Origin of the sequence: Streptomyces liliifuscus (assembly GCF_016598615.1) — a bacterium.
Lineage (GTDB): Bacteria > Actinomycetota > Actinomycetes > Streptomycetales > Streptomycetaceae > Streptomyces > Streptomyces liliifuscus.
Genome location: NZ_CP066831.1, coordinates 7,389,297 through 7,414,571, shown reverse-complemented (window position 1 = coordinate 7,414,571; position 25,275 = coordinate 7,389,297). Strand labels below are relative to the sequence as shown.

Annotated in this window: 19 protein-coding genes and 3 pseudogenes; 11 read left to right on the top strand and 11 right to left on the bottom strand. The window is 71.2% G+C overall.

The genetic code is table 11. From position 1 onward, the window contains the following. Positions 1 to 23: 23 nt before the first annotated feature. Positions 24 to 1,046, bottom strand: a complete 1,023-nt coding sequence (locus tag JEQ17_RS31910; RefSeq protein WP_407700102.1) for an arabinan endo-1,5-alpha-L-arabinosidase — start codon at positions 1,044 to 1,046, stop codon at positions 24 to 26. Between the two features lie 241 nt (positions 1,047 to 1,287). Here JEQ17_RS31910 and JEQ17_RS31905 point away from each other — a divergent pair, with 241 nt between their 5' ends. After that, the gene (locus JEQ17_RS31905; RefSeq protein WP_200398355.1) at positions 1,288 to 2,031 is read left to right on the top strand and encodes an intradiol ring-cleavage dioxygenase; all 744 of its coding nucleotides are present in this window, start codon (positions 1,288 to 1,290) and stop codon (positions 2,029 to 2,031) included. Positions 2,032 to 2,136: 105 nt separating this feature from the next. Here JEQ17_RS31905 and JEQ17_RS31900 read toward each other — a convergent pair whose 3' ends face one another. Then, positions 2,137 to 2,415 (bottom strand): hypothetical protein, encoded by a 279-nt coding sequence (locus JEQ17_RS31900; RefSeq protein WP_200398353.1) that lies wholly within the window; start codon positions 2,413 to 2,415, stop codon positions 2,137 to 2,139. A gap of 121 nt (positions 2,416 to 2,536) precedes the next feature. Here JEQ17_RS31900 and JEQ17_RS31895 point away from each other — a divergent pair, with 121 nt between their 5' ends. Together JEQ17_RS31895 and JEQ17_RS31890 are read left to right on the top strand one after the other, a co-directional pair. Next, on the top strand, positions 2,537 to 3,442 hold the full coding sequence (locus JEQ17_RS31895) for a LysR family transcriptional regulator (protein ID WP_200398351.1): 906 nt from the start codon (positions 2,537 to 2,539) through the stop codon (positions 3,440 to 3,442). Between the two features lie 77 nt (positions 3,443 to 3,519). After that, positions 3,520 to 5,052: a helix-turn-helix domain-containing protein gene (locus JEQ17_RS31890; RefSeq protein WP_234048454.1), complete on the top strand. Its 1,533-nt coding sequence runs from the start codon at positions 3,520 to 3,522 to the stop codon at positions 5,050 to 5,052. Positions 5,053 to 5,223: 171 nt separating this feature from the next. Here the strand turns inward: JEQ17_RS31890 and JEQ17_RS31885 are convergent, their stop codons facing one another. The 3 genes and pseudogenes from JEQ17_RS31885 to JEQ17_RS31875 form a co-directional block, all read right to left on the bottom strand. Beyond that, the gene (locus tag JEQ17_RS31885; RefSeq protein WP_200398350.1) at positions 5,224 to 6,132 is read right to left on the bottom strand and encodes a sulfite exporter TauE/SafE family protein; all 909 of its coding nucleotides are present in this window, start codon (positions 6,130 to 6,132) and stop codon (positions 5,224 to 5,226) included. Between the two features lie 243 nt (positions 6,133 to 6,375). Beyond that, on the bottom strand, positions 6,376 to 7,890 hold the full coding sequence (arfA, locus tag JEQ17_RS31880) for an arabinosylfuranosidase ArfA (protein WP_200398349.1): 1,515 nt from the start codon (positions 7,888 to 7,890) through the stop codon (positions 6,376 to 6,378). Positions 7,891 to 8,000: 110 nt separating this feature from the next. After that, positions 8,001 to 8,180, bottom strand: a pseudogene (locus JEQ17_RS31875) (carbohydrate ABC transporter permease); the annotation flags it as partial. A gap of 73 nt (positions 8,181 to 8,253) precedes the next feature. Here JEQ17_RS31875 and JEQ17_RS31870 point away from each other — a divergent pair. Together JEQ17_RS31870 and JEQ17_RS31865 are read left to right on the top strand one after the other, a co-directional pair. Continuing rightward, the gene (locus JEQ17_RS31870; protein ID WP_200398348.1) at positions 8,254 to 8,826 is read left to right on the top strand and encodes an IS607 family transposase; all 573 of its coding nucleotides are present in this window, start codon (positions 8,254 to 8,256) and stop codon (positions 8,824 to 8,826) included. After that, the gene (locus JEQ17_RS31865) at positions 8,823 to 10,466 is read left to right on the top strand and encodes a transposase (RefSeq protein ID WP_200398347.1); all 1,644 of its coding nucleotides are present in this window, start codon (positions 8,823 to 8,825) and stop codon (positions 10,464 to 10,466) included. The genes JEQ17_RS31870 and JEQ17_RS31865 overlap by 4 nt, the downstream gene beginning before the upstream one ends. A 105-nt stretch (positions 10,467 to 10,571) precedes the next feature. Here the strand turns inward: JEQ17_RS31865 and JEQ17_RS31860 are convergent. The 6 genes and pseudogenes from JEQ17_RS31860 to JEQ17_RS31835 all read right to left on the bottom strand — a co-directional run. Beyond that, positions 10,572 to 10,736 (bottom strand): annotated as a pseudogene (locus tag JEQ17_RS31860) (sugar ABC transporter permease); the annotation flags it as partial. Then, positions 10,733 to 11,218: pseudogene (locus JEQ17_RS31855) on the bottom strand (ABC transporter substrate-binding protein); the annotation flags it as partial. The pseudogenes JEQ17_RS31855 and JEQ17_RS31860, both read right to left, overlap by 4 nt. A gap of 209 nt (positions 11,219 to 11,427) precedes the next feature. Next, positions 11,428 to 12,369, bottom strand: coding sequence for an SMP-30/gluconolactonase/LRE family protein (locus JEQ17_RS31850; RefSeq protein WP_200398346.1), 942 nt, complete (start codon positions 12,367 to 12,369; stop codon positions 11,428 to 11,430). Further along, positions 12,366 to 13,139, bottom strand: coding sequence for an IclR family transcriptional regulator (locus JEQ17_RS31845; protein ID WP_200398345.1), 774 nt, complete (start codon positions 13,137 to 13,139; stop codon positions 12,366 to 12,368). Before JEQ17_RS31845 ends, JEQ17_RS31850 begins: the two co-directional genes overlap by 4 nt. 187 nt (positions 13,140 to 13,326) lie before the next feature. Beyond that, a complete protein-coding gene (locus tag JEQ17_RS31840) occupies positions 13,327 to 14,568 on the bottom strand; it encodes a PucR family transcriptional regulator (protein WP_200398344.1) in 1,242 nt (413 codons plus the stop codon). A 2-nt stretch (positions 14,569 to 14,570) separates the two neighbouring features. Continuing rightward, positions 14,571 to 14,723: a hypothetical protein gene (locus JEQ17_RS31835; RefSeq protein WP_186000974.1), complete on the bottom strand. Its 153-nt coding sequence runs from the start codon at positions 14,721 to 14,723 to the stop codon at positions 14,571 to 14,573. A 231-nt stretch (positions 14,724 to 14,954) separates the two neighbouring features. Between JEQ17_RS31835 and JEQ17_RS31830 the strand changes: the two genes are divergently transcribed. The 6 genes from JEQ17_RS31830 (at position 14,955) to JEQ17_RS31805 (ending at position 25,264) form a co-directional block, all read left to right on the top strand. Next, positions 14,955 to 15,932 (top strand): DUF3068 domain-containing protein, encoded by a 978-nt coding sequence (locus JEQ17_RS31830; RefSeq protein WP_200398343.1) that lies wholly within the window; start codon positions 14,955 to 14,957, stop codon positions 15,930 to 15,932. 468 nt (positions 15,933 to 16,400) lie between these two features. Beyond that, positions 16,401 to 17,552, top strand: coding sequence for a glycosyltransferase family 4 protein (locus JEQ17_RS31825; protein ID WP_143631762.1), 1,152 nt, complete (start codon positions 16,401 to 16,403; stop codon positions 17,550 to 17,552). Further along, complete coding sequence (locus JEQ17_RS31820; protein WP_234048453.1) at positions 17,549 to 18,400, top strand: class I SAM-dependent methyltransferase; 852 nt, start codon at positions 17,549 to 17,551, stop codon at positions 18,398 to 18,400. Before JEQ17_RS31825 ends, JEQ17_RS31820 begins: the two co-directional genes overlap by 4 nt. Further along, positions 18,397 to 23,193, top strand: coding sequence for an alpha-(1->3)-arabinofuranosyltransferase (locus tag JEQ17_RS31815; protein WP_200401833.1), 4,797 nt, complete (start codon positions 18,397 to 18,399; stop codon positions 23,191 to 23,193). Before JEQ17_RS31820 ends, JEQ17_RS31815 begins: the two co-directional genes overlap by 4 nt. Continuing rightward, on the top strand, positions 23,190 to 24,512 hold the full coding sequence (locus JEQ17_RS31810) for a condensation protein (RefSeq protein WP_200398342.1): 1,323 nt from the start codon (positions 23,190 to 23,192) through the stop codon (positions 24,510 to 24,512). Before JEQ17_RS31815 ends, JEQ17_RS31810 begins: the two co-directional genes overlap by 4 nt. After that, positions 24,509 to 25,264 (top strand): class I SAM-dependent methyltransferase, encoded by a 756-nt coding sequence (locus tag JEQ17_RS31805; protein WP_200398341.1) that lies wholly within the window; start codon positions 24,509 to 24,511, stop codon positions 25,262 to 25,264. The genes JEQ17_RS31810 and JEQ17_RS31805 overlap by 4 nt, the downstream gene beginning before the upstream one ends. Positions 25,265 to 25,275: the final 11 nt, after the last annotated feature.

Sequence of the window (25,275 nt, the reverse complement as noted above, 5' to 3'; positions counted from 1 at the left end):
GAACCACCTTCCCGCGGAGCGCATCAGTAGGCGACAGGCCACCCCCCGCTCCAGTTCAGCAGGTTGATCCCGAGCTTGGGCGTGCCGTTGTCCTGGCCGTCGTAGTAGTGGTAGACGATCAGGTCCCCGTCCGAGTCCGCCAGGATCGACTGCCCGCCGGGCCCGATGTACCGGCCGTGCGACTCCAGCACGGGCGTCCCACCGTTGTTCGTCATCGCGACGCCGCTCTTGTCGTAATAGGGCCCGGTGACACTCGTGGCCCGGCCCACCTTCACCTTGTACGTGGAGCCGGTACCGGCACAGCAGGTGTCGTACGACGCGAACAGGTAGTAGTAGCCGCCCCGTTTGACGATCGACGGAGCCTCGACGGCCTTCGTGCCGGTCGGCCGGGAGGCGATCGAGTAGCGCGTGGTGTTCGACGAGAGCTGCTTGCCCGTCGACGGGTTGAGCTGGATCATCTTGAGCCCGGTCCACCAACTGCCGAAGGACAGCCACCACTTGCCGTCGCCGTCCACGAAGAGGTTCGGGTCGATGGCGTTGTAGTCGCTGGAGGTCGTGGAGGTGTACACGGTCCCCTGGTCGCTCCACGAGCCCGGCAGTCCGGTCGGTGAAGTGGCCAGCCCGATGGCCGACTTGTTCGAGCCGAAGGTCGAAACGGCGTAGTACATCAGGTACTTGCCACCGCGGTACGAGATGTCGGGCGCCCACGCCTCGGTGGCGTACGACGACCACCAGCCGGGCCTGGTCCCGAAGGCGTCCCCGCCCGCGCTGAAGGCGATCCGGTTGGCCGAGGTCTTGTGGGCGAGGCCGCCGCCGGTGGCGTACAGCAGGTACTGGCCCGACGAGGTACGGATCATCGTCGGGTCGTGGACGACGGTCGAGCCGGTGACGGTGCCCGGGTTCGGATAGGCGGACGCGGTCCCCGGGACGAGGGCGAGCAGGATCGCCGCGGGGACGGCGAGCAGGGCTGTTCTACGGGCCCTGCGGCGCCGGGCATTGTGGGGGCGGGCGCTGTGGAGGCGGGCGCTGTGGGGGATGCGGCTCACGGGGGTCCTCCTGCACATGGGGAGGGGCAGAGTTCGTTCGATGTGCCGAACGATGGTCATCAATTCGAACGGGAAAGTAGAATCGAACCCCTTGCGCGTCAACGGTTCACACGGCCCCTCGCGCCCCGGGAAGTGTCGAAAGCCTTTCGACATCCCAGGTGTCTCACAAGCGACTTGACGCCCCGTCACTTTGCCGAACGCACAGCACCCCGACAGGCTCCGTTTCTACGGTGCCATGCTCATGACAGACACATCGATCCGACGTCGAACCGTACTCATCGCCGGTGGCGCCACCGCGGCCACGCTGACCGTGGGAGCCACGGCCCCCGAAGCCCCCTCGGCCGCCGGGGTCCCCGTGGCCGCCGCGGCCGTCTGCACCCTCACCAAGGAGATGACCGAAGGCCCCTACTACCTCGACGGACAGCTCGTCCGCGCCGATGTCAGCGAGGACAAGACCGGTGTCCCGCTGAAACTCACGCTCACCGTCGTCGACGACGACACGTGCGCGCCGCTCGGCAACGCGCTCGTGGAGATCTGGCACTGCGACGCGCTCGGCGAGTACTCCGGGTTCGTCGGGGGCAACGGGCACGACGAGCCGGACAACGGGACGTTCCTGCGGGGCGGGGTGCTGACCGGCTCCGACGGGGTCGCCCGGATCACCAGCGTCTATCCCGGCTGGTACCGGGGGCGGTGCATCCACATCCATGTGAAGGTGCACACCGACGTGACGCTGACCTCCGACGGTTCCTTCGAGGGCGGTCAGGAACTGCACACCGGGCAGCTGTTCTTCGACGAGGCGGTCACCGAGGACGTGGCGGAGGTGCCCGCGTACGCGGCCAACACCGTGCCCCGGACGACCCTCGCGCAGGATTCCATCTACGACGAGGGTGGCGCCGCGTCCGGCCTGCTGACGCTCACCGCGCTGGGCGGCTCGGCGACGTCGGGCTACGCGGGCACGCTGACGCTGGGCGTCGAAACGGGCTGAGTGTCGTGTGCCGCCTGCGGGCCGGTGGGGGTGGGCCGCGCAGTTCCCCGCGCCCCTGAAGGGCGCCGCTTCGCGCGCCCCCAAGGGGCGCGGGGAACTGCGCGATCAGCCCCCACCGGCCCGCAGCGAACATCCCACCCCACCGGAGGTGACCCGGTCCGCCGAGCGCCGCGTGGCGGGCCGGCTGCGCGTAACGACGTTCATGCCGCGGGCGTCCACGACGCGCATCTGGAGCGAACCGCATCCGCACCGCGTCCACACGGTCTGGCCGGCGGCCGTGCCGTGCCGGGACACCACCTGGAAGGGCTCGGCACGGTCGGGCCACCCGCAGTACGGGCACGCGTCGCCGACGGGCCGGTCGTGGGTATGGGCTGTGCTGGTCATCGGTCTGCAACTCCTCGTGCGGGTGGTCGGGTGGGGGCCGTCGCGACACCTCCAGCGTGTAACGGAAGCTTCGTGTACGTCCAGGTTGACTTTCTGGACCTCACCTTGAAGCGTGGACTTCATGATTGATCTGCGTCGGCTACACGTACTGCGGGCCGTCGAGCACTACGGCACGGTGACCGCCGCCGCCCGCGCCCTGCACCTCACGACGTCCGCCGCCTCCCAGCAGGTCCGCCAGCTCGCGCGTGAGCTGGGCGTCGATCTGCTGGAGCCCCAGGGCCGCGGCGTACGGCTCACCCAGGCCGCGCGGAGTCTGATCACGCACGCCGACGCGATCCAGGCCCGCTGGGACCGGGCCGAACTGGATCTGCGGGCCGACCACGGCGATCCGGCCGGGCTGCTGCGGGTGAGCGGCTTCCCGATGGCGATCTCGGTGCTGCTCGCCCCGATGGCGGCCCGGCTGCGGGAACGCCACCCCCGGCTCTCCGTACGGATACAGGAGGCGGAGGTCCCGTCCAGCTTCGACCTGCTCTTCGAGGGCGAGACCGATCTCGCGGTCGTCGAGGCGACCCCGCGCAACCCGCCGCTCGGCGACGCCCGCTTCGACCAGCAGCCGCTCCTGGACGACCCGTTCGACCTGGTCGTGCCCGACCGTCACCGGCTGGCGGGGCTGCGCCGGGTCGACCTCTCCGAGGCGGCGCGCGAGGACTGGATCGCGCCGGTCCAGGACAGCCCCTGCCGGGTGCACGTGCTCTCGGCGTGCGGTGCGGCCGGCTTCACCCCCGACGTCGTCCACCACGCGCTGGACTGGAACGTGATGGCCCACCTCGTCGCCCACGGTCTGGGGGTCGCCCTCATCCCCCGGCTCGCCCATCTGACCCCGCATCTGCCCATCACCCGCGTCCGGTGCACCGGCGACCCGCACCGCAAACTCCTCACCTGCACCCGCGCCGGCGGCCACGAGCGGCCGGCCGTCGCGGCGGCGCTGGGCGAACTGCGGTCCCTGGCGCCGACGGCGGTGGCGTGACGGGGGCGGGCAGACAGGAACAGCCTTTATGGTTCGGATTCGGAGGTTCGTCGGAGGTTCGTCGCGGAGGCGGGAAGGTGAGTCGGGCTGTGGAGGCGCTGGGGCAGACGGAGAGTCTCGACGAACTGCTGCGGCTCGTACGGCGGCACGGGAGCCCCGCGGAAGTGCTGAGGTGGCTCGGGCGGCGGATCGGGGCGGACGCCGCGTGGATCGGCCGCCGGGGCGCGGTCGAGGCGGCGACGGCGGGCTTCCCCCGGCAGCTCGCCGACGAACTGCGTGACCAGGTGGCACGCCTGACCCACGGACGGCTGGCCGCGGCCACGACGCAGGCCGGCGAGCTGGAGGTGCACCTGGAGGCCTTCGGCGCACGCGAGCCGCGTCCGGTGCTGGTGACGGTCAGCGCCTCGGCGCTTCCCCGCGAGTCCGTGCTGCTGGCGTCGCAGGCCGGTGGCCTCCTCGAACTGCTGGGACGTGCCTCGGAGGGCGACGCCGGCTCACGCGGGTACGAGGCGAAGGCCGCGCAGCTGCGGTTCGCGGTCCTGACCGCCCTGCTGGCCGGGGACGTCACCCTGGCGCGGCGGATGACCACGGGTGACGTACCGCCGCTGCTGAACGCGGAGCGCGTACGGGTCCATCTCCTGCACTGCCCGCCCGCCGACCGTGACCGGCTGGCCAGGACCTATCTGGACTCGTCGGGCTACCACGGCCCGGGTCTGATGGTGAACTGCCCGGTGTTCAAGGAGCAGTTGATCTGCCCCGTCGCCGAGGACCCGGAGCTCGGCGGCCGTTTCCAGCAGGGCGAGATGCTGCGCCGGCTGGTCAGGGAGAACCCCGGGTACGCGCTGGGCGTCAGCAGGCCCCATCCGCTGGCCGCCACGGGCGAGGCGTACGGCGAGGCCGTGCACGCCCTGGCCGTCGCCCGCAACTCCCCCGACCGGCTGGCCGCCTACCGGGGACGGCCCTCGCTGGTGCACGTACTGCCCCGCCGGGCGGCCCTCGCCTGGGCGCGCGCCTATCTGGAGCCGCTGCACGACGCCCCCAAGCCGACCGTGGACGTCGTCCGCCTGGCCGTGACGTTCACCCGGTCCGGCGTGGCCCGTCTGCTGCACCTCAGCCGCACCACCGTCACGGCCCACTGCCGCCGGGCGGAGGAGGCCCTGGGCATCGACCTGGGCGAGGTACGCACGCGTGCCACGCTCGATCTGGCCCTGTCCCTCAGTCCCCTGCAGCCCGATCCCACCGACGCAGTCCAGCCGGTCGCACCACCGCTCGGCGAACTCCTGCGCACGGCTCCCGCCACCGCCTGGGCGGAACCCTTCCTGCGGCCCCTCCAGGACAGTCGGCACCGCGATCTGTACCGCACCGTGGAGGCCTGGATCGACGCCAACACCGATGCCCAGCGCACGGCCGCGCAGGTGGGTCTGAGCCGCAACACGGTCCGCGCCCATCTGCGCGCCGCCGAACGCCTCCTCAACCGCGACCTGCTGACCACCGGTTCGGGCATCCACGACCTCGTCCACGCCCTGCGCGTCACGACTGCGCACCGTGCACACCCCACGGACGAATCTGGCCACCGTGCACGGTGGTCCCCGAAGCACGCCGCCTCCTAACGTGCTCACTGGAGGGGCAGTCGGCACCGACGCCCCACCCATCCGGTGCAGCGGCGAATGGTCCACGGGGGAGACCATTCGCCGCGCCCGAAGAGTGGCGCCCTTCAGGGGCGCGGGGAACTGCGCGACCGGCCCCCACGCCCCCGCAGAGAACGAACAGCCCGAGGCCCCCTAGACGGCAACGGCCCGCCGCTCCCCCGCCTCCTCCTCCAACGCCTTCTCCCTCCGATGCGCCCGGACCGAGTAGGTCACAGCCGAGACCCAAGCCGCATAAACCACGACATAAACCACCACGCTGACCGCCCCCGACGCCGCAACCCAGTCGCTCCTCAGCAACGTACGCACATTGGTGACGACGATGACGCCGCCCACCGCGGACCCCAGCACCCGCGGCGGCAGCAACCGCACCAGCCACGCCGCCACCGGCGCCGCCACCATCCCGCCGAGCAGAAACGCGGCGACCCACCCCCAGTTCAGCCCCTGGGAGCCGAGCGAGAAGAGAAAGCCGAGACTCGCGGCCACGGCCACGAGGAACTCGCTCGTGTCGATGGACCCGATCACCTTGCGCGGCTCCATCCGGCCGCCGGCCAGCAACGCCGGCGTACCGACCGGGCCCCAGCCGCCTCCCCCGGTCGCGTCCAGGAACCCGGCGACCAGGCCGAGCGGCGACAGGAACCGTTTGCGCAGCGGCTTGCCGAGGTTGCCCTTGGGCAGGCCGCGGAACGTGAACCGGGACAGCACGTACAGCCCGAGCCCCAGCAGGATCAGCGACATCACCGGCTCGGCGGTCCCGGTGGACAGCCCGGACAGCACGGTCGCGCCGAGGAAGGCCCCGGCCGCCCCGGGTACGCCGATCCTGGCGACGACCTTCCAGTCCACGTTCCCGAACCGCCAGTGCGAGGCGCCGGACATCAGCGTCGTACCGATCTCGGCGAGATGGACGGTGGCCGAGGCGGCGGCCGGGTTGGTGCCCATGGAGAGCAGCAGGGTGGTCGAGGTCACGCCGTAGGCCATGCCGAGGCTGCCGTCCACCAGCTGGGCACCGAGGCCCGCCAGGGCGAGCAGTACCAGCGTGCGCATCGTGTCCGTCCCGTCTTCTCGCGTTGTCCCCCCCGAAAGGTGGAAGGGGACGCACGGGACGGTAGGTGCCGAAACTGAGGATTGCCTGAGCGGGAGATGAGCACCCCGCACAGACACCGTCACAGGCCCCACATAGGCCTCATGTAGGCCCCACATACGGGTGCCCCGGCCGGAGGGGACCGGGGCACCACAGACCGTCGGTCGAGCGGGCGTCGGACGGACAGCCGTCGGGCGGACCGGCCCTCAGGCCAGCCGGATCACGTTCCAGGACAGCGGCTCCAGGACGGCACTCAGGGTGCCGTCCCGGAGCGTGGCCCCCTGCACGGTCCGCGGAGCGACCCGGTCCGGCTCGGCGAGCGTGTTGCGGGCGTCCGGATCGGCGTCCGCGAGCACGCTGTGCTCGACGACCGAGGTCAACTCCAGCCTGTTCAGGGCGACTTCGAGCGGCAGTGCCTCCGTCCGGCTGCGGTTGACCGCGAAGACGGTGACCGAGCCGTCCTCCGCACGCACGGCGGTGGCGTGCAGCAGGTCGGTCTCCCCGTACTTCTTCGTCTCGTGCGTGGGCGAGTCGACCCGTACGTCGAGGACCTGCCCGCGCCCGTACCGCGAGGCCTGCGCGAACGGGAAGAACGTCGTCTGCCGCCAGGCCGGACCGCCCGGCTCGGTCATGATCGGTGCGATGACGTTGACGAGCTGGGCCAGACAGGCGACGGTCACCCGGTCCGCGTGCCGCAGCAGAGCGATGAGCAGCGAGCCGAAGACGACGGCGTCCATCACGCTGTAGTTGTCCTCAAGGAGGCGGGGGGCCTCCGCCCAGTCCCGATCGGCGGAGTTCTCGATCGCGTGCCACCCCGAGATGTACCAGACGTTCCATTCGTCGAAGGAGAGGTTGATCTTCTTCTTCGACTTGAGCCTCGCGCCGATGTGGTCGCAGGTGGCGACGACGTTCTCGATGAACGACTCCATGTCCACGGCGGAGGCCAGGAAGGAGTCGAGGTCGCCGTCCTGGGGCTCGTAGTAGGCGTGCAGGGAGACGTAGTCGACGAGGTCGTACGTCTCCGCCAGGACCGTCGCCTCCCACTCGGCGAAGGTCGGCATGGACTGACTGGAGGAACCACAGGCGACCAGTTCGACGGAGGGGTCGATCTGCCGCATCGCGCGGGCGGTCTCGGCGGCGACCCGTCCGTACTCCTCGGCGGTCTTGTGGCCGGTCTGCCAGGGGCCGTCCATCTCGTTCCCGAGGCACCACATCCTGATGCCGAACGGGTCCTTGTCGCCGTGGGCGATCCGCTGCTCGGACAGGGCGGTGCCGGCCGGGTGGTTGGCGTACTCCTGGAGTTCCAGGGCCTCCGCCACTCCCCTGGTCCCGAGGTTGACCGCCATCATCGGCTCGGCCTGCGGGCCGATCTTCTTCAGGAAGGCGATGTACTCGGAGAGCCCGAAGCGGTTGGACTCCGTCGACCGCCAGGCGAGGTCGAGCCGGCGGGGCCGCTCCTCGGCCGGGCCGACCGAGTCCTCCCACTTGTAGCCGGAGACGAAGTTGCCGCCGGGGTAGCGGACGGCGGTGACGCCGAGCTCGCGGACGAGCTCCAGCACGTCCGTCCGCAGGCCCGCCTCGTCTGCCGCCGGGTGGTCCGGCTCGAAGATGCCGGTGTAGACGCAGCGGCCGAGGTGTTCCACGAACGAGCCGAAGAGACGGGGGTTGACCTGGCCGATGGTGAAGGCGGGGTCGAGGGTGAAGCGGGCCTTGTCCTGCATGGGTTCCTTGTTCGCCTTTCGGGGTGGGGGCTGGTGGTTCGTCGGCGGGTGCGGGTTCGTTGTGGCGTGTCGCGCAGTTCCCCGCGCCCCTGAAAAACGACAGTCGTCCCTCACTGGCCTGCGAGGCCCGTGTGGGCTATGCCCGTCACTATCTGGCGTTGGAAGAAGACGAAGACGATGATCAGCGGCAGGCCCGCCATCAGGCCGCCGGCCATGAGCTGGGCCCACTGGATGCCGTAGGAGTTCATGACGGTCGCGATGCCGTTCGGCATGGTCATCAGGTCGGGGTTGAACTGCACTCGTTCTAGTGAAGAACGAGCGATTACGAGCGTTCATAGGTGAGTGCTCTTTACGGTCGGGAGTGTGAATCTGACTGAGTGGGCGAAGGCCCAGGGTGTCCACCCGCAGACCGCACGCCGCTGGTTTCGTGAGGGAACGTTGCCGGTGCCCGCGATGCGGGTGGGTCCGCGCACGATCCTGGTGAACATCGAGGCCAGCCAGGCCGTCGATGTCACCGGTGGTGCGGGCCTGTACGCCCGGGTCTCCTCCCATGACCAGAAGGCTGACCTGGAGCGGCAGGTCGCGCGCCTCGCCAAGTGGGCGGCGAAGGCCGGGTGCCAGGTCGTGCGGGTGGAGTCGGAGATCGCCTCGGGCATGAACGGAGCGCGGGTGAACGTGCGACGCCTGCTGGCTGACCCGGCCGTGACGACCGTGGTCGTCGAGCGCAAGGACCGCCTGGGCCAGATGAATATTGAGCTCGTCGAGGCCGCCCTGGCTGCGCACGGCCGCCGCCTGGTCGTCCTCGACGAGGGCGAGGCCGAGGACGGCCTGGTCCGCGACATGACCGAGGTCCTGACATCGTTCTGCGCCCGCCTGTACGGACGCCGCTCGGCGATGAACCGCGCGCAGAAAGCGCTTGAGGCTGCCGCGGAGTGAACGAACACAAGAAGCCGTTCCGTCCGGTTCGGGACCCGTTCGTGGTCCAGGACGCGACGGGTGTCGCGATCCGTGAACGGCTCAAGGACCTCACACCCCAGGACGACAAGGTCCTGCGCCTGGTCGGCACCCACCTCGGTTCTCTCGCAGCCACTGACCTCGCCCTGTACTCGCGGGCCGGTTTCGAGCGCACCAACCAGACTTGGGCCACTCGCAAGCAGGATGTCACCGCCCAGTCGTCGTCGCGTTGGGCCGGTGCCGTCACCAAGGGCACCCACGACCAGTACGCCCTGGCCCGCCGCGGCCAGTTCGCGTACCGCGACAAGCTCACCGACGGCATCCGCATGCTTGGCCACCGCCTGTCCCTCCCGATCGGAGAGAAGGGCACCAAGGGCAGGCCGGGTGGGTACCGGTCGCAGGCGGAGTGGTTCCGCAAGTCCCGCCGACTCCACATCCTCAAGGCCCGTCTCGCGGCCGTGCAGGAGGACATCGCGACCGGTCGGGTGCACGTCGTGCGCGGAGGGAAGAGACTCGCGAACAACCGGCACAACCTGGCCGCCGCCGAGCTCACCAAGACCGGATGGCGGGAACGCTGGGAGGCCGCCCGCTGGTTTTTGAGCGCGGACGGCGAGTCGGGGAAGCGGTTCGGGAACGAGACGATCCGCGTCGCCCCGGACGGCGAGGTCTCGATCAAGCTGCCCAAGCCGCTTCAGCACCTGGCCAACAGCCCGCGCGGCCGGTACGTCCTGACCAGCCGCATCGCGTTCCAGCACCGGGGCCAGGAGTGGGCCGACCGCATCGCCCACAACCGTGCGGTCGCGTACGAGATCCACTACGACGTGGCCAAGGACCGCTGGTACCTGACCGCCTCGTGGAAGCGCCCCGTCGTACAGGCCATCGGGCTGGACGCGGCGCGGGCGGGCGGACTGATCGGCGTGGACACGAACGCCGACCACTTCGCCGCGTACCGCCTCGATGCGCACGGCAACCCGGTCGGTGACCCGCAGCGCTTCTGGTACGACCTCACCGGCAACGCGGACCACCGCGACGCGCAGCTGCGCCACGCACTCAGCCAGTTGCTGCGCTGGGCCACCCGGACCGGCGTCACCGCGATCGCCGTCGAGGACCTGGACTTCTCTGACGGGAAGACCCGCGAGAGGTTCGGCCGCAAGAAGCGCTTCCGGCAGCTCATCCACGGCATCCCCACCAGCAAGGTCAAGGCCAGGCTGGTGAACATGGCCGCTGAGCACGGTCTGGCCCTGGTCGCCGTCGACCCGGCGTATACCTCCAAGTGGGGCGCCGAGCACTGGAAGACACCCCTGACCAGCAGCAAGCGTGCGATGACCCGCCACGACGCGGCGGGCATCGCGATCGGAAGGCGCGCCCTCGGGCACCCGATCCGGCGACGGACGAAACCGCCCCGCCACCACCAGAGCGATGGTGGCGGGCATCGGACCTTCCAGGCCGATCGTGGTACTCGGGGGCGTGAGGAACTCCGCCGGACACGGAACGGAACCAGCCCCCAGAGGGTGGCGACCGGCCGTGCAGTAACAGCGGGGAACCAGCGTGCCCAACACCGTTCGGGACACGCGGCTGAACATGGGTTCTGGCAACAGGACTCACTCCCGCTCAGCTTTTAGGAACGGTTGTTGGTCACCATGTACGGCCAGGAAGTTGTTCCTGGACGCGATGATGGTGCAGAAGACCCGCCAGCGGCCCCCACCGTCGATGAAGGTGGCCTCCTCCGTGATGAACGGCACGACCAGGAACGTGACGTACGCGCTGTGGCCGGGCAAATCCACGCCAGCGGGTCGCTCAGGGCCTCGCGGTAGTTGTCGAGGCCGATCGGAGCTCGTGGCGTCGCCGGAGATGTTGGCGTCCGTGAAACTGAGGTAGAGGCCCCACAGCAGAGCTGTACGTGGATGTCGAGCGGGAGGGCGTACAGCGTGCCGTCGATGACGGCTCGCTTCCACAGCTCGGGGTTGAAGTCGGCTTCCCGCACGCCGTACTTGGCGAGCAGGGCGGTGTCCCAGGGGTCCAGGAGCCGGTCCGGCGAGAAGCCGGTGACCCGGCCCATGTGCATGACGCCGAGGTCGGGCGCGCGGTTGCCCGCCGCCGCCATGGCCAGCTTGGTGTAGAAGGGGCTGCCCCACTGGAGGGTGGAGTCCTTCACGTCGATGCCGGGGTTCGCCTCGCGGAAGGCGTCCAGCATCGCGATCATGTTGTACCCGTCGCCGCCGCTGAAGAGGTTCCAGTAGCGGACGCGGGTGTCCGCGCCGGAGGCGAGTGCGTCCGCCCCGGTGCCGAGTGCGGCGAATCCGAGGCTGCCCGCGACCGTCAGCCCGCTCAGTCCCGCCAGGATCTGCCTGCGATTCAGGCCAGGTCGTCCCATACCTTGCCTAACTGTTCGAAATTTCGATGAATGCTCGTAACTTCGAACGGGACCGTAGATAGGAAGCGCTTACTAGTCAATGGTTTGCACAAAAACAGCGGCCCCCGTCCGGCGATCGGACGGGGGCTTCGGGGCGCTTTCCCAGGTGCTTCGCAGGTGCTTTCCCGGATGCTTTCCCGGTGCTCTACGGGACGTCGGCCGCCGCGCGGTCAGCCGGCGAACGGAGGCTGGAGCAGGCCCTTGCCCGCCCCGGGGACGACGAGCACCGAGCCTGCGAGGGGATGCGGCGCCTCCAGACCCGTACGGGCCGTCGTGATGTACAGATCGGTCAGGTCGGCGCCGCCGAACGTGCAGGCCGTCGGGCGTGGGACGGGCAGTTCCACGACACGGTCCAGCTTGCCGTCCGGGGTGTAACGGCGGACCGCGCCGCCGTCCCACAGGGCGACCCAGACGCAGCCGTCGGCGTCGACGGTGAGGCCGTCGGGGAAGCCGTCGCCCTCCTCGACGACCGCCAACTCGCGCCTGCCGGTGGCCCGTTGGCCGTCGAAGTCGAAGACGTCGATCCGGCGGGTCGGCGAGTCGATGTAGTACATGAGGCGGCCGTCGGGGCTCCAGCCCGTGCCGTTGCTCACCGCCACGTCGTCGAGAACCGTCTCGACCGTGCCGTCGGGGGCGACACGGGAGAGCGTGCCGCCGCCCGGCGCCTCGTCGTAGCGCATGGTGCCCGCCCACAGGGCGCCGTCGGGCGCGACCGCCGCGTCGTTGGCGCGGCGACCGGGGACGACCTCTCGGTGCAACCACCGAAAACCGCCCGAGCCATCCGAGTCGCTCGAACCGTCCGAGTCGCCCCCGCCGTCCAAGTCACCTACGGCACCCGACGCACCCGAGACACCCGAAGGCCCCCCGCCCGGCCCGTAAAGGCCCACGCCGTCGCGGAGGTTGACGATCAGCCCGCCGTTCGCGCGCGGCTTCGCGGCGCCCACGTGCTGCTCGGTCGCCATGACCGTGCGGCGGCCGGAGACCGGGTCGTAGGTGTGGACCCGGGAGCCGAGGATGTCGATCCAGATCAGCCGCTGAGCATCGGCGTCCCAGGTGGGGCCTTCGCCGAGGGCCGCCTCCGCCCGGACGGCGACCTCGTACGCGTACGTCATCCCACGCTCCGGTGCCCGAGCCGCTCCGACAGCTCGCCGGCGCCCTTCGCGGCGAGCTGCTCCAGCTCGCCGCGGCGCTCGTCGCTCCAGCGGATCATCGGCACGGAGATGGAGAGCGCGGCCACGACCTGCCCCGTGCGGTCGCGCACCGGCGCGGCGACACAGCTGACGTCGGGGTTCGACTCTCGGCTCTCCACCGCGATGCCGCGGGCGCGGATCTCGGTGAGGGCCTCACGCAGGGCGGCCGGCTCGGTGATGCTGTTGGGCGTCATCCGGACCAGGTCGGCGTCGTCGGGGATCCGCGAGGTCAGCTCGGGCTCGGAGAGCGAGGCGAGCAGCATCTTGCCCACGGAGGTGCAGTGGGCGGGCAGCCGGCGGCCCGCGGCGGACACCATGCGCACGGCGTGCGTGGAGTCGACCTTGGCGATGTAGATGACGTCCGTGCCCTCCAGGATCGCCACGTGCACGGTCTCGTCGCAGGTCTCCGCGACGGACCGGGCGACCTGCTGACCCTCGGCGGCGAGGTCGAGCTGCTCGGAATAGCGGCTGCCGAGCTGGTACGGGCGCACCCCGAGCCGGTAACGTCCCGGCTGACCCGGTACGGGCGTGATGTACGAACGGGCGGCAAGTGTCGTCACCAGCTCGTGCACGGTGGTGCGCGGCAACTGGAGCTTGCGCACGATGTCGGGAGCGGAGAGCGTGCCGTCTCCGTCGAGAAATAGCTCCAGTATGTCGAGAGCCCTGGTTACGGCAGGTACGAGGCGTCCCACTACTGGCCCCCTCCCTTGTGTTCGAAATTTCAACAGACGATCGGCATAGCGAACACAGGCTACTCATACCGATTACGGCCGGGCAATGGCCTTGCGACAACGGGTGGGCGAGCGGTTACGGGTGGGGGTGTGCCCGAGGGCCACCGGAGGGCACGCGGTGAACGGGTGGGTGGGTGGGAAAAATCGGTTATCGCCGGGCGCGGGGATCGCCCAGTTCCCCCCGAAGCCGCTGAGCGCGCAGCACCAGTTCCAGCTCGAAGCGACGGTCCGGATCGTCGACCTCGTCGCCCCACAGTTCCCGAATCTGCCGGAGGCGATACCGCACGGTCTGTGGATGGACCCCAAGGCGCGCGGCCACCTCGGGAGCCCCGCCCCGCGTCTCCAGCCACGCCAGCAGGGTCTCCGCGAGCCGCCGCCCGTGCGTGGGCCCGCAGTGAGCGAGCGGCTCCAGACACCGCAGCGCCAGGTCGTCGATCAGTTCCTCGGGCTGCAGCAGGACCAGCGCCTCCGTGTGCTCGGTGCAGTACAGCACCTCGCCCGGTGGCAGCAGCCCGCGCTCCATGAGCCGTACCGCCGCCTCGGCCCAGCGCAGCGACTTCGCCGCGTCGGCCAGCGGGACGGGCGGACCGATCGCGCCGGCCCACCCCGTGAGCGCCCGGTGCAGCAGCTCGGGGCGCCCGGCGGCGTCCGGCTCGGGCACGACCATCCGGGGCTGCTCGTACTCCATGTCGAGGAGCACACCCTGTCCGACGGCGGGCGCGACGGCCTCGCGGGCGGGCCGCAGCAGTACGCCCACCGCGACCTTGTCCGGCAGCGGCCAGCCGATCCGGGCGGCCCGCTCCGAGAGCGCCTCGGCCGGATCGCCCCGGTGGTGCTCGGCGAGCAGCAGTTCCATCAACCGCCGTTGCAGACGCAGGCGTTCCCCGGCCTGCCGGGCGGCGGCCTCGGCGTATCCGCGTACGGACTGGTCGACCAGCCCGTCCAGGTACTCGTAACCGGCGTCGACCAGCTCGTACATCGCGGGCGGCGGTATCTCCACCCGCGTCCCGATCTCGGCGAAACGGCGCCAGGCGAGGCGTACGCCGAGCCGGTAGATCGCCTGGAGCGAGTCGAGGCTGCGGCCGTGCAGGCCCTCGCCGCGGCCGAACTCCTGGAAGACCTCGGGGTGGACGCGCGGGCGGCCCTCGGCGGTCTCCAGGTGCTGGACGAACACCTCGATGGCCCGCCGGATCCCGACGAGCGCCATCGGTTCGCCCGAGTCGTCGAGCACGACGGGCAGATGGGGATATTCGTGACGTATTTCCTGAAGGATCTCCTCGGCGAGTACGGGCGCCTCGGCCATGGCGAGCGCCGCGAACTGGCGCACCTGGAGGCGCGGCACGTCGTGCCAGGCCGAGCGCACGGTGACGGGTCCCCGGCGTAGGGCCATGGTCAGCGCTCCTGGCCGGCCGTCTCATAGGTGATGAGCGGCGTGTTCGGCTGGTCGGGGGTCGCATCGAGCAGCGCGACGATACCGAGGGCGGCGCCCACGGCTAGTGCGGCGGCGGCCGCCACGGTCAGCAGGGCGGCCAGCAGTCTGGGCATCGCGGGTCAGCCTCTCTGTCGGAGGTCCACCCACCCCGGTACACCCGCGATTACGGCTCGCGGGCCCCAGCCCTGTTCGCCGGTCCCGTCCGGCGAGCCCCCAGTCTCGACAACGCATTGACACTTCGTCAAGGGTGCGCCTACGGTTCCCGCCCCATACCGCACGTGCACCCTCCCCCACCGTGCCGGCACAGCCCGTGCCGTGTCACCACGAGCCCCTGGAGTGCCCGGATGCGCCGTACTGCCTCACCCTTTTCACTGGTCGTCCTGGGTCTGGGCGTGTTCCTGCTCGTCCTGGCCCCCCTGCTCGCCTGGTACGTCGAGCCACGTGCTCAACGCACGCCCGTGGACATCGACTCGAAGACCGTCTTCACCGGTACGGGCAGCTATTTCGACACGGACGAGATCGAGACCGTCCGCGACAAGAAGATCACCATCACCCGCCAGGTCCGCGGCGATGTCGCCGACAGCGAGAAGAGCGGCCGGGCCGTCTGGGACGTGTCCACGTCCGTGGACACCGACAAGTCGCTGCCCGCCGCCGATCCCCATGACTCGCTGCAGTGGACCATGGAGCGCTGGGTCACCGACCGCAAGACGAACAAGCCGGTCCACTGCTGCGACGAGGAGCCTTACTACGAGGGCGAGGCGTATCTGAAGTTCCCCTTCGACGTGCAGAAACGCTCCTACATCTGGTGGGACAGCACGCTCGGCTCGACCGTCACCCTGGCGTACAAGGGCACGAAGAAGATCCAGGGGTACGAGGGCCTCCGCTTCACCGGAACCGTGCCCGCCACCAAGACCGGAACCCGGCTCGTACCGGGCACGATCGTGGGCGAGAAGGACGGCGGCCAGGTGCTCGCCGAGGAGTGGTACGCCAACCACGGCATCGAGCTCGTGGCCGACCAGCGCACCGGCCGGATCATCTACGCGGCGATCGGCCCCCGCAAGACGCTCCGGGCTCCCGGCGGCGACAAGGACGCCGTGGTGCTGCTCGACAGCGAGCGGATCGCCTTCACCACCGAGACCCAGAAGGAACAGGTCGATCTCGCCGACACGGACAGCGGAATGCTGCGCATGGTGGGGCAGACGTTGCCGATCGGGACGGGTGTGGCGGGCTTCCTGCTCGCACTTGTGGGGGTCGTTTTGGTGGTACGCGGGCGTCCGCATCCCGAAACGTCCGAGAGCTCCCAGCAGCCGCTCACAATGTGATGAGACGTCAGCTGGATAAAGCCCCGAAATTGTCACTTCGGTGAGTAGCCGCGACGAACCAGCGGGCGAAAACTGTCCACCCCACCCGAACACAGCCCGACCACATCCCCATCACAGCCGGCCCGCATCACCCACACCGATCAGCCCCACAGGTTCCGTCCCACAGATCCGTACGGATTCGGTCCGCGGGAGATTCAGGACTCCCGCGCCGAACCACATCGAAGCCGTGAGGATCGGCACCACAGGAACGGGGAACTCGCGGCACATCCCGCGCCGCGAGGACCGACAGAACCGCACCACCCCCCACCCCGACCGCGACCCATCCGCACCGCGCGACCTGACCGACCCGCACCGCGAGACACCACCGATCCGCACCGGGAGACCGTCACCGCCATCGCACCGAGCCCCACCTCACCCCCCACCCCACCCTCACGCTGGTTCCGCACCCCGAGACGAGTTGGAGCACCCATGCCCCAGCACGTGCCTTCGTCGTTGCGCGCCGCCTTCCCCCGCTCCGCGCAGCGACCCCCGGCGCTCCCCCCACAGCCGCGCCGAATCGTTTTCCTCGCCCGTCGTGACTTCGGCAACGAAGCCGCGGGCGGCTCCGAACTCCTCGTCGACAGACTCGCCGAGGGCCTGACCCACCTCGGCCACCAGGTCACCCTGCTGTGCGGCGGCCCCGCCGCCTATCGCGACTACCGTGTCGTGTCGGCGGGCGGCGACCTGGGCCACTATCTGCGCGCCAGATCGGCGTTCCAGCGTCAGATCGGCGACTGCGACCTGCTCGTCGAGGTCTGCAACGGCATGCCGTACCTGGCCCCGCTGTGGCATCGCGGGCCGACCCTCTGCCTGGTCAACCACGTGCACACCGACCTGTGGCGGATGCGGTTCAACGGACCGCTGGCGCCCGCCGCCCGGCTCGGGCGAAGACTCGAACACTGGGCACTGGCCGGCGCACAGCGCCACAACCTGCTGGTCGCCGTCTCCCCGTCGACGGCACACGCCCTGCGCGCGATCGGCGTCGAGCGCGAGCGCATCCGGGTCGTCCACAACGGTGTCGAGGAGCCCGGCCCGCCGGCCGAGCGCTCCCCGGAACCCCTGTTCCTCGCGATGGGACGGCTCGTCGAGTACAAGCGGATCGATCTGCTGCTGCGGCTGTGGGAGCGGGTCCGCCCGGTCACCGGCGGCCGGCTGGTCATCGTCGGCGACGGACCCGAGCGCGAGCGGCTCGAACAACTCGCGGGCCCTGGCGTCGAGTTCAGGGGTCATGTCTCCGAGGCCGAGAAGCACCGGCTGCTCTGCGCCGCCTGGCTGCTGCTGCACCCCTCGGCGGTCGAGGGGTGGGGCCTCGTGGTGACGGAGGCGGCGGCCCGCGAGACCCCGGCCATCGCCTTCGACGTACCCGGTCTGCGCGACTCGATCGTGGACGGCGAGACGGGCCTGCTGGCCCGCGGCGAGTCCTCGTTCGCGGCGGCCTGGTGCACCCTCGCCCTGTCCACCCACCGACGGACGCTCATGGGCAAGGCGGCGGGCGACCGCGCCACCCAGTTCCGCTGGCACCGCACGGTCCGCCAGTTCCGAGCGGTGGCGACGGAGGCGGTGAGGAACTGGACGCCATGACGCCAGCTCGGGGGAATCGGCCGGAACACCGGGGTACGGGTCCAGACACGGGCCCGGGTACAGGCACGGGCCCGGACACAGGCACGGGCCCAGGCACCGGTACAGGCCCAGGCACCGGTACGGGATTCAAGGACCCTTCCTTCCGCCGTTCCCTCGCCCTCTTCCGCGCCTTCCGCCATGAACAGGACGACCCGGAGGGCTGCTACTCGCTGCTCGCGCGCGACGCGGCCGACCAGGTGGAGGCGTACGACGGTCCGGTGAAGGGCCGGACCGTCGTGGACATCGGCGGCGGGGGCGGCTACTTCACGGACGAGTTCCGGCGGCGCGGCGCGCACGGCTATCTCTTCGAGCCCGACATGCGCGAGCTCGGACCGAAGCCGCCGGAGGGCGCGGTGGTCGCCGACGGCTATCTGCTGCCGCTCGCGGACGGCGTCGCCGACGTCTGCTTCTCCTCCAACGTCCTTGAGCACGTGTCCGACCCACAGACCTTCCTCAGCGAGATGGTGCGGGTCACGAAACCCGGCGGGCTGATCTACGTGTCGTTCACCAACTGGCTGTCCCCGTGGGGCGGTCACGAGTGGGCGCCCTGGCACTACCTGGGCGCCGAGCGGGCCCGCGCCCGCTACAGCCGTCGTACCGGCAGGCCCGCCAAGCACACCCTCGGCGAGAACCTCTTCGCCGTACACATCGGACCCACCCTGCGGCAGGTGCGCGCCCGGGACGACGTCACGGTCGTCTCGGCGCGTTCCCGCTACTGGCCGTTCCTCGCCCAGGCCGTCGCGAAGGCGCCCGGGCTGCGCGAGTTCGCCACCTGGAATCTCCTCCTCATTCTCCGGCGGTGTCCATGACCAGCACGGTCCAGGCCCCTCCCCCGGCGCGCACCCGCCCGCTCGCCCCCGCCCCCGGTCCCCCGCAGGGACCGAGGTCGAGGCGGTGGCTGCTGGGGTTCTGGGCCGTGGTGTTCGTGCTGTTCCTGGCCGTGGACCCGGGCCGGCAGACCTTCGACACGAAGCTCGGCGTCGCGCTCGACCCCTGGCAGTTCCTGTCCGACCTGGGTCAGCTCTGGCACGACCGGGGCGGCTTCGGCGGCATAGCGGACCAGTACGTCGGCTACGCCTTCCCGATGCTGCCGTACTACGGCCTGTGCGAGCTGATCAACCTCCCGGTGTGGCTGGCCGAGCGGCTGTGGATGTCGCTCATCGTGGCGGTCGCCTTCTGGGGCGCGCTGCGGCTGGCCGAGCGGCTGGACATCGGCAGTCACGCGTCCCGGCTGCTCGGCGCGGTCGCGTACGCGCTGTGGCCGGTGTTCACGATCGTCGTCGGCTCGACCTCGGCTGCCGCGCTGCCTGGCGCCTTCCTGCCGTGGGTGCTGCTGCCGCTGACGAACGAGCGCCACAGCGCCCGGGTCGCCGCCCTGCGCTCGGCGCTGGTCATCCCCTTCATGGGCGGTGTCAACGCGGCCTCGACCCTGGCCTCCCTGCTGCCGGTCGGCCTGTATCTCCTGTCCCGCCCCCGCGGCCCCCGGCAGCGCAAGCTGATCGCCTGGTGGATCCCGGGCGTGCTCCTGGCGACCGCCTGGTGGGTGGTCCCGCTGCTGATGCTGGGCTTCTACGGCGAGAACTTCCTTCCGTACGTGGAGAGTTCGCAGACCACGACGGACACCATGGCGGCCACGGAGGCCCTGCGCGGGGCCGGGAACTGGGTCGCGTATCTGCACTTCGGCGAGGCCTGGCTGCCGGCCGGCTGGACGGTCGCGGCCTCGGTGGTCGTGATCGTCTCGTCGGCGCTCGCGGCCGGGCTCGGTCTCGCCGGACTGGCCCGCCGTGACCTGCCCGAGCGGCGCTGGCTGGTGCTGACCGTGCTGTCGGTCGTGCTCATCACCCTTGCCGGGTACGGCGGTTCGTTCGGCGCGCCCTTCCACGGGGTCGTCCAGGACTGGCTGGACGGCGGGCTCGTGCCCTTCCGGAACATCTACAAGTTCCAGACGGGGCTCGCCCTCGCGCTGGTCTTCGGGCTGATGCACCTGGTCGGCGTCGCCTCGCAGTCGCGCGGGGCCCGTCCCGTGCGCGGCCGCCGGTATGTGGCGCTGGTCGCGGCTGTCCTCGTACTCCCCGGTCTCGCCTGGCCCTACCTCAACGGGTCGATCCTGCAGCCGGGTTCGTTCCAGCAGCTTCCCAAGTACTGGCAGTCCACGGCCGACTGGCTGGAGAAGTACTCGCCGGACTCGCGCGCCCTGGTCGTGCCCGCCACCGCGCACGGCATCTACACCTGGGGCTCGCCCATCGACCAGCCCCTCGACGTGCTCGCCGACTCCCGCTGGGCCCAGCGGGACTACGTGCCGTTCGGCACCGCGGGCAACCGGCGCGCGATGGACGCGGTCGAGCAGTCCCTGCTGACGGGCGGCGAAGTCCCGGGCCTGGCCGACTACTTGAGCCGGGCCGGCCTCTACTACGTCGTCGTACGCAACGATCTCGACCCCGACCAGCTCGGCTATGTACCGACCACGACCGTCAAGCGCACCCTGGAGGAGTCGGGCTACCGGCGGGTGACCGGCCTCGGTCCGGTGATGACGGGCGGGCGCATCGCGGAGAACACCCCCATACAGATAGAGGGGTTGTACCCGCGGCAGCGGGCCGTCGAGATCTACGAGCCGGCGAGCGCGGACGTGCCGCGGCCCGGGCAGGCCGGTCTGAAGGCGGTCGCCGACACGGCCGTCGTCTCCGGCGGGCCCGAGGCGCTGCTGCCGCTGTCCGCCGACCCGACCATGCGGGACCGGGCCGCCGTGCTGACCGGCGACAACCATCCCGGACTCGGTGCCCCCGAGATGCAGGTGGTGGGCGACGGACTGCGGCGCGCCGACACCCGGTTCGGCCTGGTCAACGCCAACACCTCCTACACGTACACCCGCAACGAACGCAATCACTCCGGCAGCTTCCAGGACGCCGGGGAGAAACCGCACCAGATCCTGCCGACCGAGGGGATCGAGCACCAGACGGTGGCCGAACTGCGCGGCGCGCGCTCGGTCTCGGCGTCGTCGAGCGGCAACTGGATGTTCTATCTGCCGCAGTACGACCCGGTGAACGCCTTCGACGGCAACCCGAACACCGCCTGGGCCGAGGGTGCGGCGGGCTCCGCGGACGGAGAGTGGCTGCGGATCGGCTTCACGGACGAGACGGAGATCCCCGACTCGATCCGGGTCACCCCGCTGCCGCAGGACAGTGTGCGGTCGGCGCCGACCCGGGTGCGTGTGGAGACGGAACGCGGCTCCGAGACGAGCACCCTCCAGGCCAACGGGATGCGCCAGCGCATCAAGGCCCCTGAAGGGGCGACGAGTTGGCTCAAGGTCACCATCGTCGACTCGGCCGCCCGGCACTCCGACCTGTCGGGCGCGGGCTTCTCCGAGATCACCATTCCCGACGTCCAGGTGACCCGGATGCTGCGGCTCCCGACGGACGCCGAGCGCACCGACGCGGCCGCCGAGGTCGTCTCGCTGCACCGCGCCACCGACCCGGGCGGCTTCTCGCCGACGGGCACGGAGGCGGGGCTGCACCGCCGCTGGACCTCGGAGTCGGCGGGCACGTACGAGGTGAAGGCGAGCGCGATCCCCGTGCCGAGCGACGAGCTCGACGCGCTGCTCTACAGGGTCGCCCCCGAGCAGCAGAACCGGATCACCGCGACCGCCGACTCGACGGCCCTGCTCGGCACCGGACTCTCGCCGCGCAACCTCACCGACGGGAGCCTGACCACCGCGTGGATCGCCGGGGACAACCCGACCATCCATCTGCGCTGGCCGGACAAGCAGGCCGTCGGCGAGATCGTGCTGGCCCCGGCGGGCGGTCTCTCCACCCGGCCGACCGAGGTCGACATCAGCTCCCCGGACGGCGCGACGATCGCGGGCGTCGACGAGAACGGTGTCGTCCGCTTCGATCCGATCACCACGGACCGGCTCGACATCACCATCACCGAGACGGCCCCGATGACCGTCCACAACCCGCTCGCCGACGAGGACCTGCAACTGCCGGTCGGCCTCACCGAGGCGTACATCCCGGCACTGGACCAGTACCGCACCCCGCAGCCCCGCGGCACCCGCACCTTCGACGTCCCCTGCGGACAGGGCCCGACCCTCGCCATCGACGACGAGCTGTACGAGACCAGCGCGAAGGGCACGGTTCAGGACCTCGTCGAGCGGCGGCCCATCGAGCTGACGCTCTGCCAGGAGGGGCGCACCGACACGGAGTTGTCCCTCGGCTCGGGCTCGCACCGCGTCGAGGCCGGGGACGCGGGACCGCTCGCCGTCACCGATGTCACGCTGACCCGCGGCACGCTCACCACACCCACCGCGCTCGACCGTGAACTCGGCATACGTGACTGGCTCGGCGACCGCCGCGAAGTGACCGTCGGCTCGGGCGCGGCCTCGTACCTGACGACGTACGAGAACTTCAACGACGGCTGGAAGGCCACGCTGAACGGCAAGAAGCTCGACCCGGTACGGCTCGACGGCTGGCAGCAGGGCTGGCGGGTCCCGGCGGGCGCGGGCGGCACGGTCGAGCTCTCGTACGAACCGTCCACGCTGTACGAGGCCGGGCTGATCGGCGGCGGTGTCGCGGTGCTCCTGCTCGCGGGGCTCGTGCTCTACCGGCGGAACTCGCCCAACACGGACGAGCCCTCGCCGGTGCCGCCGCCGCCCGGTCTGATCCTGGGCACGGTCGCGCTGACCCTGGTCGGGATCGTGATCGCCGGGTTCTTCGCCCTGCTGGTGCCGTTGCTGGCGCTGCTCGCGTGGCGGCGGCACGCCCTGCTGGTGCCCATCGCGTTCCTCGCGCTCGCCGGGGCCGGGATCGCCGCCGCCACCGGGGCCGGGGAGCCGGTCTCCGAGGGCGCGGGGGCATTCGGGCCCACGGCCCAACTGCTGGCGCTGATCGGGCTGTTCGCCGGGTTGGTGTCGGTCGGGGAGGCGCAATACGGGGCTCGGGGGCCTGGCGGGGGTCAGGGTCCCGGCGGGGGTCAGGGCTTCGCGGCTTCCGCCGCCCACGGGTATCCCGCCGCTTCCGGCGCTCACGGCGCTCCCGGGTATTCCGGTACTCCCGCCGCTCCGGGCTATCCAGGTGCTCCCAGTGCGAGCGCGCTGCCACCGCCTGCGCCGGGGACCGAGGCGCCGACCGAGCCGCTGCCCCAGCGGCGGCGGGGGGAGAGTGCGGGGCCTGGTGCGTCCGAAGCATCCCCGGCACCCGAGGCACAGCACGGGATGCCCGGAATACCCGGGACGGCCGGGACAGCCGGGGCGGCTGGGGCGGTCGGGTCGGCCGGGACAACCGGAGCGGCCGGAGCGCCGACGGTCCCAGGAGCGTCGCCCACCCCCGGCGCGGCTCCGGAGCAAGGAGCCGGGCCCGCCTCCGGAGAGGCCGGGCCCCCGCCCGCCCCCAGGGTGGCGTCCGGTCCGACGGTCTCCGCCCGTGGGCCGGGGTCCGCGCAACCGGATCCCGACCCGCCCACCACCCGGTTCGGCTTCCGGAAGCCGAAGTTCAAGGCGACACCGCCTCAGGAGTCGCGTCCGGAACGGCCCGAAGCGGCGAGGCCCGCGGACCCGGAGGACGCCAGGCCGGCCCGACCCGAGGAGACGGGGGAAGGCGAACAGACATGACCACGCTGGACCACCCGGCACGCGACGGCACGGACGGCCCCGTACAGCCGCCCGCCCGTATCCCGTTCCCCGTCGTGGACGAGGTCGCCCGGCACTGCCTCCAGGAGGAGGAGCCGGAGACCGTCCACATCGAGGTGCATCTGCCGGGCCGTCTCGACCCGGACCGGCTGCGCGGGGCATTCACCGGGGCCCTGCACCGCCATCCGCGGATTCTGATGCGCGAGGCGCGACGGCCCTGGTACGGGCGGCGGTACGAGTGGGAGCTCACCCCGGACGCGGACGTGGAGGTCGTCCTGTTCCCGCCGCCGGACCGGGACGCCCTCAAGCACGCCCGCGACCGGGCGCTCCAGGACGCCCCGCCGCTGTCCGCCTCGCCGCCGATCCGGCTCGAAGTCGTCCTCGATCCGGAGGCCGACGACACGGTCCTCTTCGTCACCATCAACCACACCGCCCTCGACGGCCCGGCCTGTCTGCGGGTCCTCGCCACCGCCGCCGAGCTGTACGGCGGCCGGGACAACTCCCCCACGGCGCCCCCGACCCGTACGACGGCCGAGGTGCCGAGCCCGGTCGACGCGCCCTCCACCTGGGCCCCGCCCGCGCGGGTGGCGCACGGCGCGCCCGAGCCCTCGCCCGGCAACGGCATGCTCGTCGCCGAGTTCGGCGTACCGCGTCGGCCCAAGGGCTCCCCGTACACCGTGAACGACCAGCTCATGGTGGCCACGGCGCTGATGATCGCCCACTGGAACCGGGAACACGGCGCCCGGCCGCGCCCGTTGCGGATCACGATGCCGGTGGACGACCGCACCCGGGACACCGACATGCCGATCGGCAACGGCACGCGGCTCGTCGAAGTGCCCTTCGCGCCCGGGGAGTTGGACGCCTCCGACATGGCGGGCCTGCTGCGGCGCACGGCGGACCGCACCCGTGCGCTCAAGGCGCTGCCGCGTCCCCAACTCGGCCACGGAGCAGCTCTGTTGACCGCGCCGGTGGTCCCGGTGGCCTGGCGGGCCGCGTTCACCCGGGTGCTGCGGAGGGCCGCCGGGCCCTGGACGTCGACCACCCTGCTGAGCAACATCGGCCGCATTCCGTACGCCCTCGACTTCGGCGAGGGGGCGGGGCGGGCGCACGCGGTGTGGTTCTCGGCGCCGGCCCGGATGCCGCGCGGACTGACGGTCACGACGGCGTCCACGGCGGGCCGGCTGCATGTGGCGTTCCGCTGGTCCCGCACGCTGCTCAGCCACGGCGACGGCTCCCATCTCCGCGACCTCTTCGAGCACTACCTGCACGCCACGGAACACGCCACGGAGAGTGCCCCATGACCACGGCTCCGCCCCGCAGGCCGTCCGGCGGCCAACCTCCGCACGGGCTGCGGGACTTCTACGAGGACCCTGCCGTACCGGTCGCCTCCGGCGCGCCCCGCAGTCTGCGCCAGGCCCGGATGCTGGCCGCCGCGCTCGGCCCGGCCACGTCCGGTGCGCGGACGGTCCTCGACATCGGCTGCGGCGACGGCTCGGCGGCCGCGACGGCGGCTCCGCTCCTGGCCGGCCATCGCATCGTCGGAGTGGACTGGTCCCAGGACGCCCTCAGACGCGCCCACGCGCACCTGCCGTACGCGGTACGCGGCGAACTCACCGACGGCGGGCTGCCGTTCAGGTCCGCCTCCGCCGACGCCGTCCTGTTCAGCGAGGTCGTCGAACACCTCGTGGACCCGGACGCGGCGCTCGACGAGATCCACCGGATCCTCCGCCCGGGAGGTCATCTCATGCTGTCCACACCCAACCTGGCCGCCTGGTACAACCGCGCTCTGCTGCTCGCCGGTGTCCAGCCCGTCTTCTCCGAGGTGAGCCTGCGCGCCATCCACGGCCGCCCCGGCAAGGAGGTCGTGGGCCATCTGCGGCTCTACACGGCCCGCGCGCTGCGGGAGTTCGTGACCGCCTCGGGCTTCGAGGTCGTACGGCTGAAGGGCGCGCCCTTCCACGGCGTGCCGCGGCCGCTGCGCCCGCTGGACCGGCTGGCGTGTGCCGTGCCGTCGATGTCCTCGATCCTGCTCCTGCACGCGCGAAGGACGTAGACCATGTGGTG

Excerpts from the sequence above, each read along its gene's own strand:
- JEQ17_RS31810 (WP_200398342.1), top strand. The coding sequence starts at position 23,190 with ATGACCACGCTGGACCACCCGGCACGCGACGGCACGGACGGCCCCGTA.
- JEQ17_RS31820 (WP_234048453.1), top strand. The coding sequence starts at position 17,549 with ATGACGCCAGCTCGGGGGAATCGGCCGGAACACCGGGGTACGGGTCCA.
- JEQ17_RS31830 (WP_200398343.1), top strand. The coding sequence starts at position 14,955 with ATGCGCCGTACTGCCTCACCCTTTTCACTGGTCGTCCTGGGTCTGGGC.
- JEQ17_RS31905 (WP_200398355.1), top strand. The coding sequence starts at position 1,288 with ATGACAGACACATCGATCCGACGTCGAACCGTACTCATCGCCGGTGGC.
- JEQ17_RS31835 (WP_186000974.1), bottom strand. The coding sequence starts at position 14,723 with ATGCCCAGACTGCTGGCCGCCCTGCTGACCGTGGCGGCCGCCGCCGCA.
- JEQ17_RS31900 (WP_200398353.1), bottom strand. The coding sequence starts at position 2,415 with ATGACCAGCACAGCCCATACCCACGACCGGCCCGTCGGCGACGCGTGC.
- JEQ17_RS31805 (WP_200398341.1), top strand. The coding sequence starts at position 24,509 with ATGACCACGGCTCCGCCCCGCAGGCCGTCCGGCGGCCAACCTCCGCAC.
- arfA (WP_200398349.1), bottom strand. The coding sequence starts at position 7,890 with ATGCAGGACAAGGCCCGCTTCACCCTCGACCCCGCCTTCACCATCGGC.
- JEQ17_RS31825 (WP_143631762.1), top strand. The coding sequence starts at position 16,401 with ATGCCCCAGCACGTGCCTTCGTCGTTGCGCGCCGCCTTCCCCCGCTCC.
- JEQ17_RS31885 (WP_200398350.1), bottom strand. The coding sequence starts at position 6,132 with ATGCGCACGCTGGTACTGCTCGCCCTGGCGGGCCTCGGTGCCCAGCTG.
- JEQ17_RS31895 (WP_200398351.1), top strand. The coding sequence starts at position 2,537 with ATGATTGATCTGCGTCGGCTACACGTACTGCGGGCCGTCGAGCACTAC.
- JEQ17_RS31815 (WP_200401833.1), top strand. The coding sequence starts at position 18,397 with ATGACCAGCACGGTCCAGGCCCCTCCCCCGGCGCGCACCCGCCCGCTC.
- JEQ17_RS31850 (WP_200398346.1), bottom strand. The coding sequence starts at position 12,369 with ATGACGTACGCGTACGAGGTCGCCGTCCGGGCGGAGGCGGCCCTCGGC.
- JEQ17_RS31840 (WP_200398344.1), bottom strand. The coding sequence starts at position 14,568 with ATGGCCCTACGCCGGGGACCCGTCACCGTGCGCTCGGCCTGGCACGAC.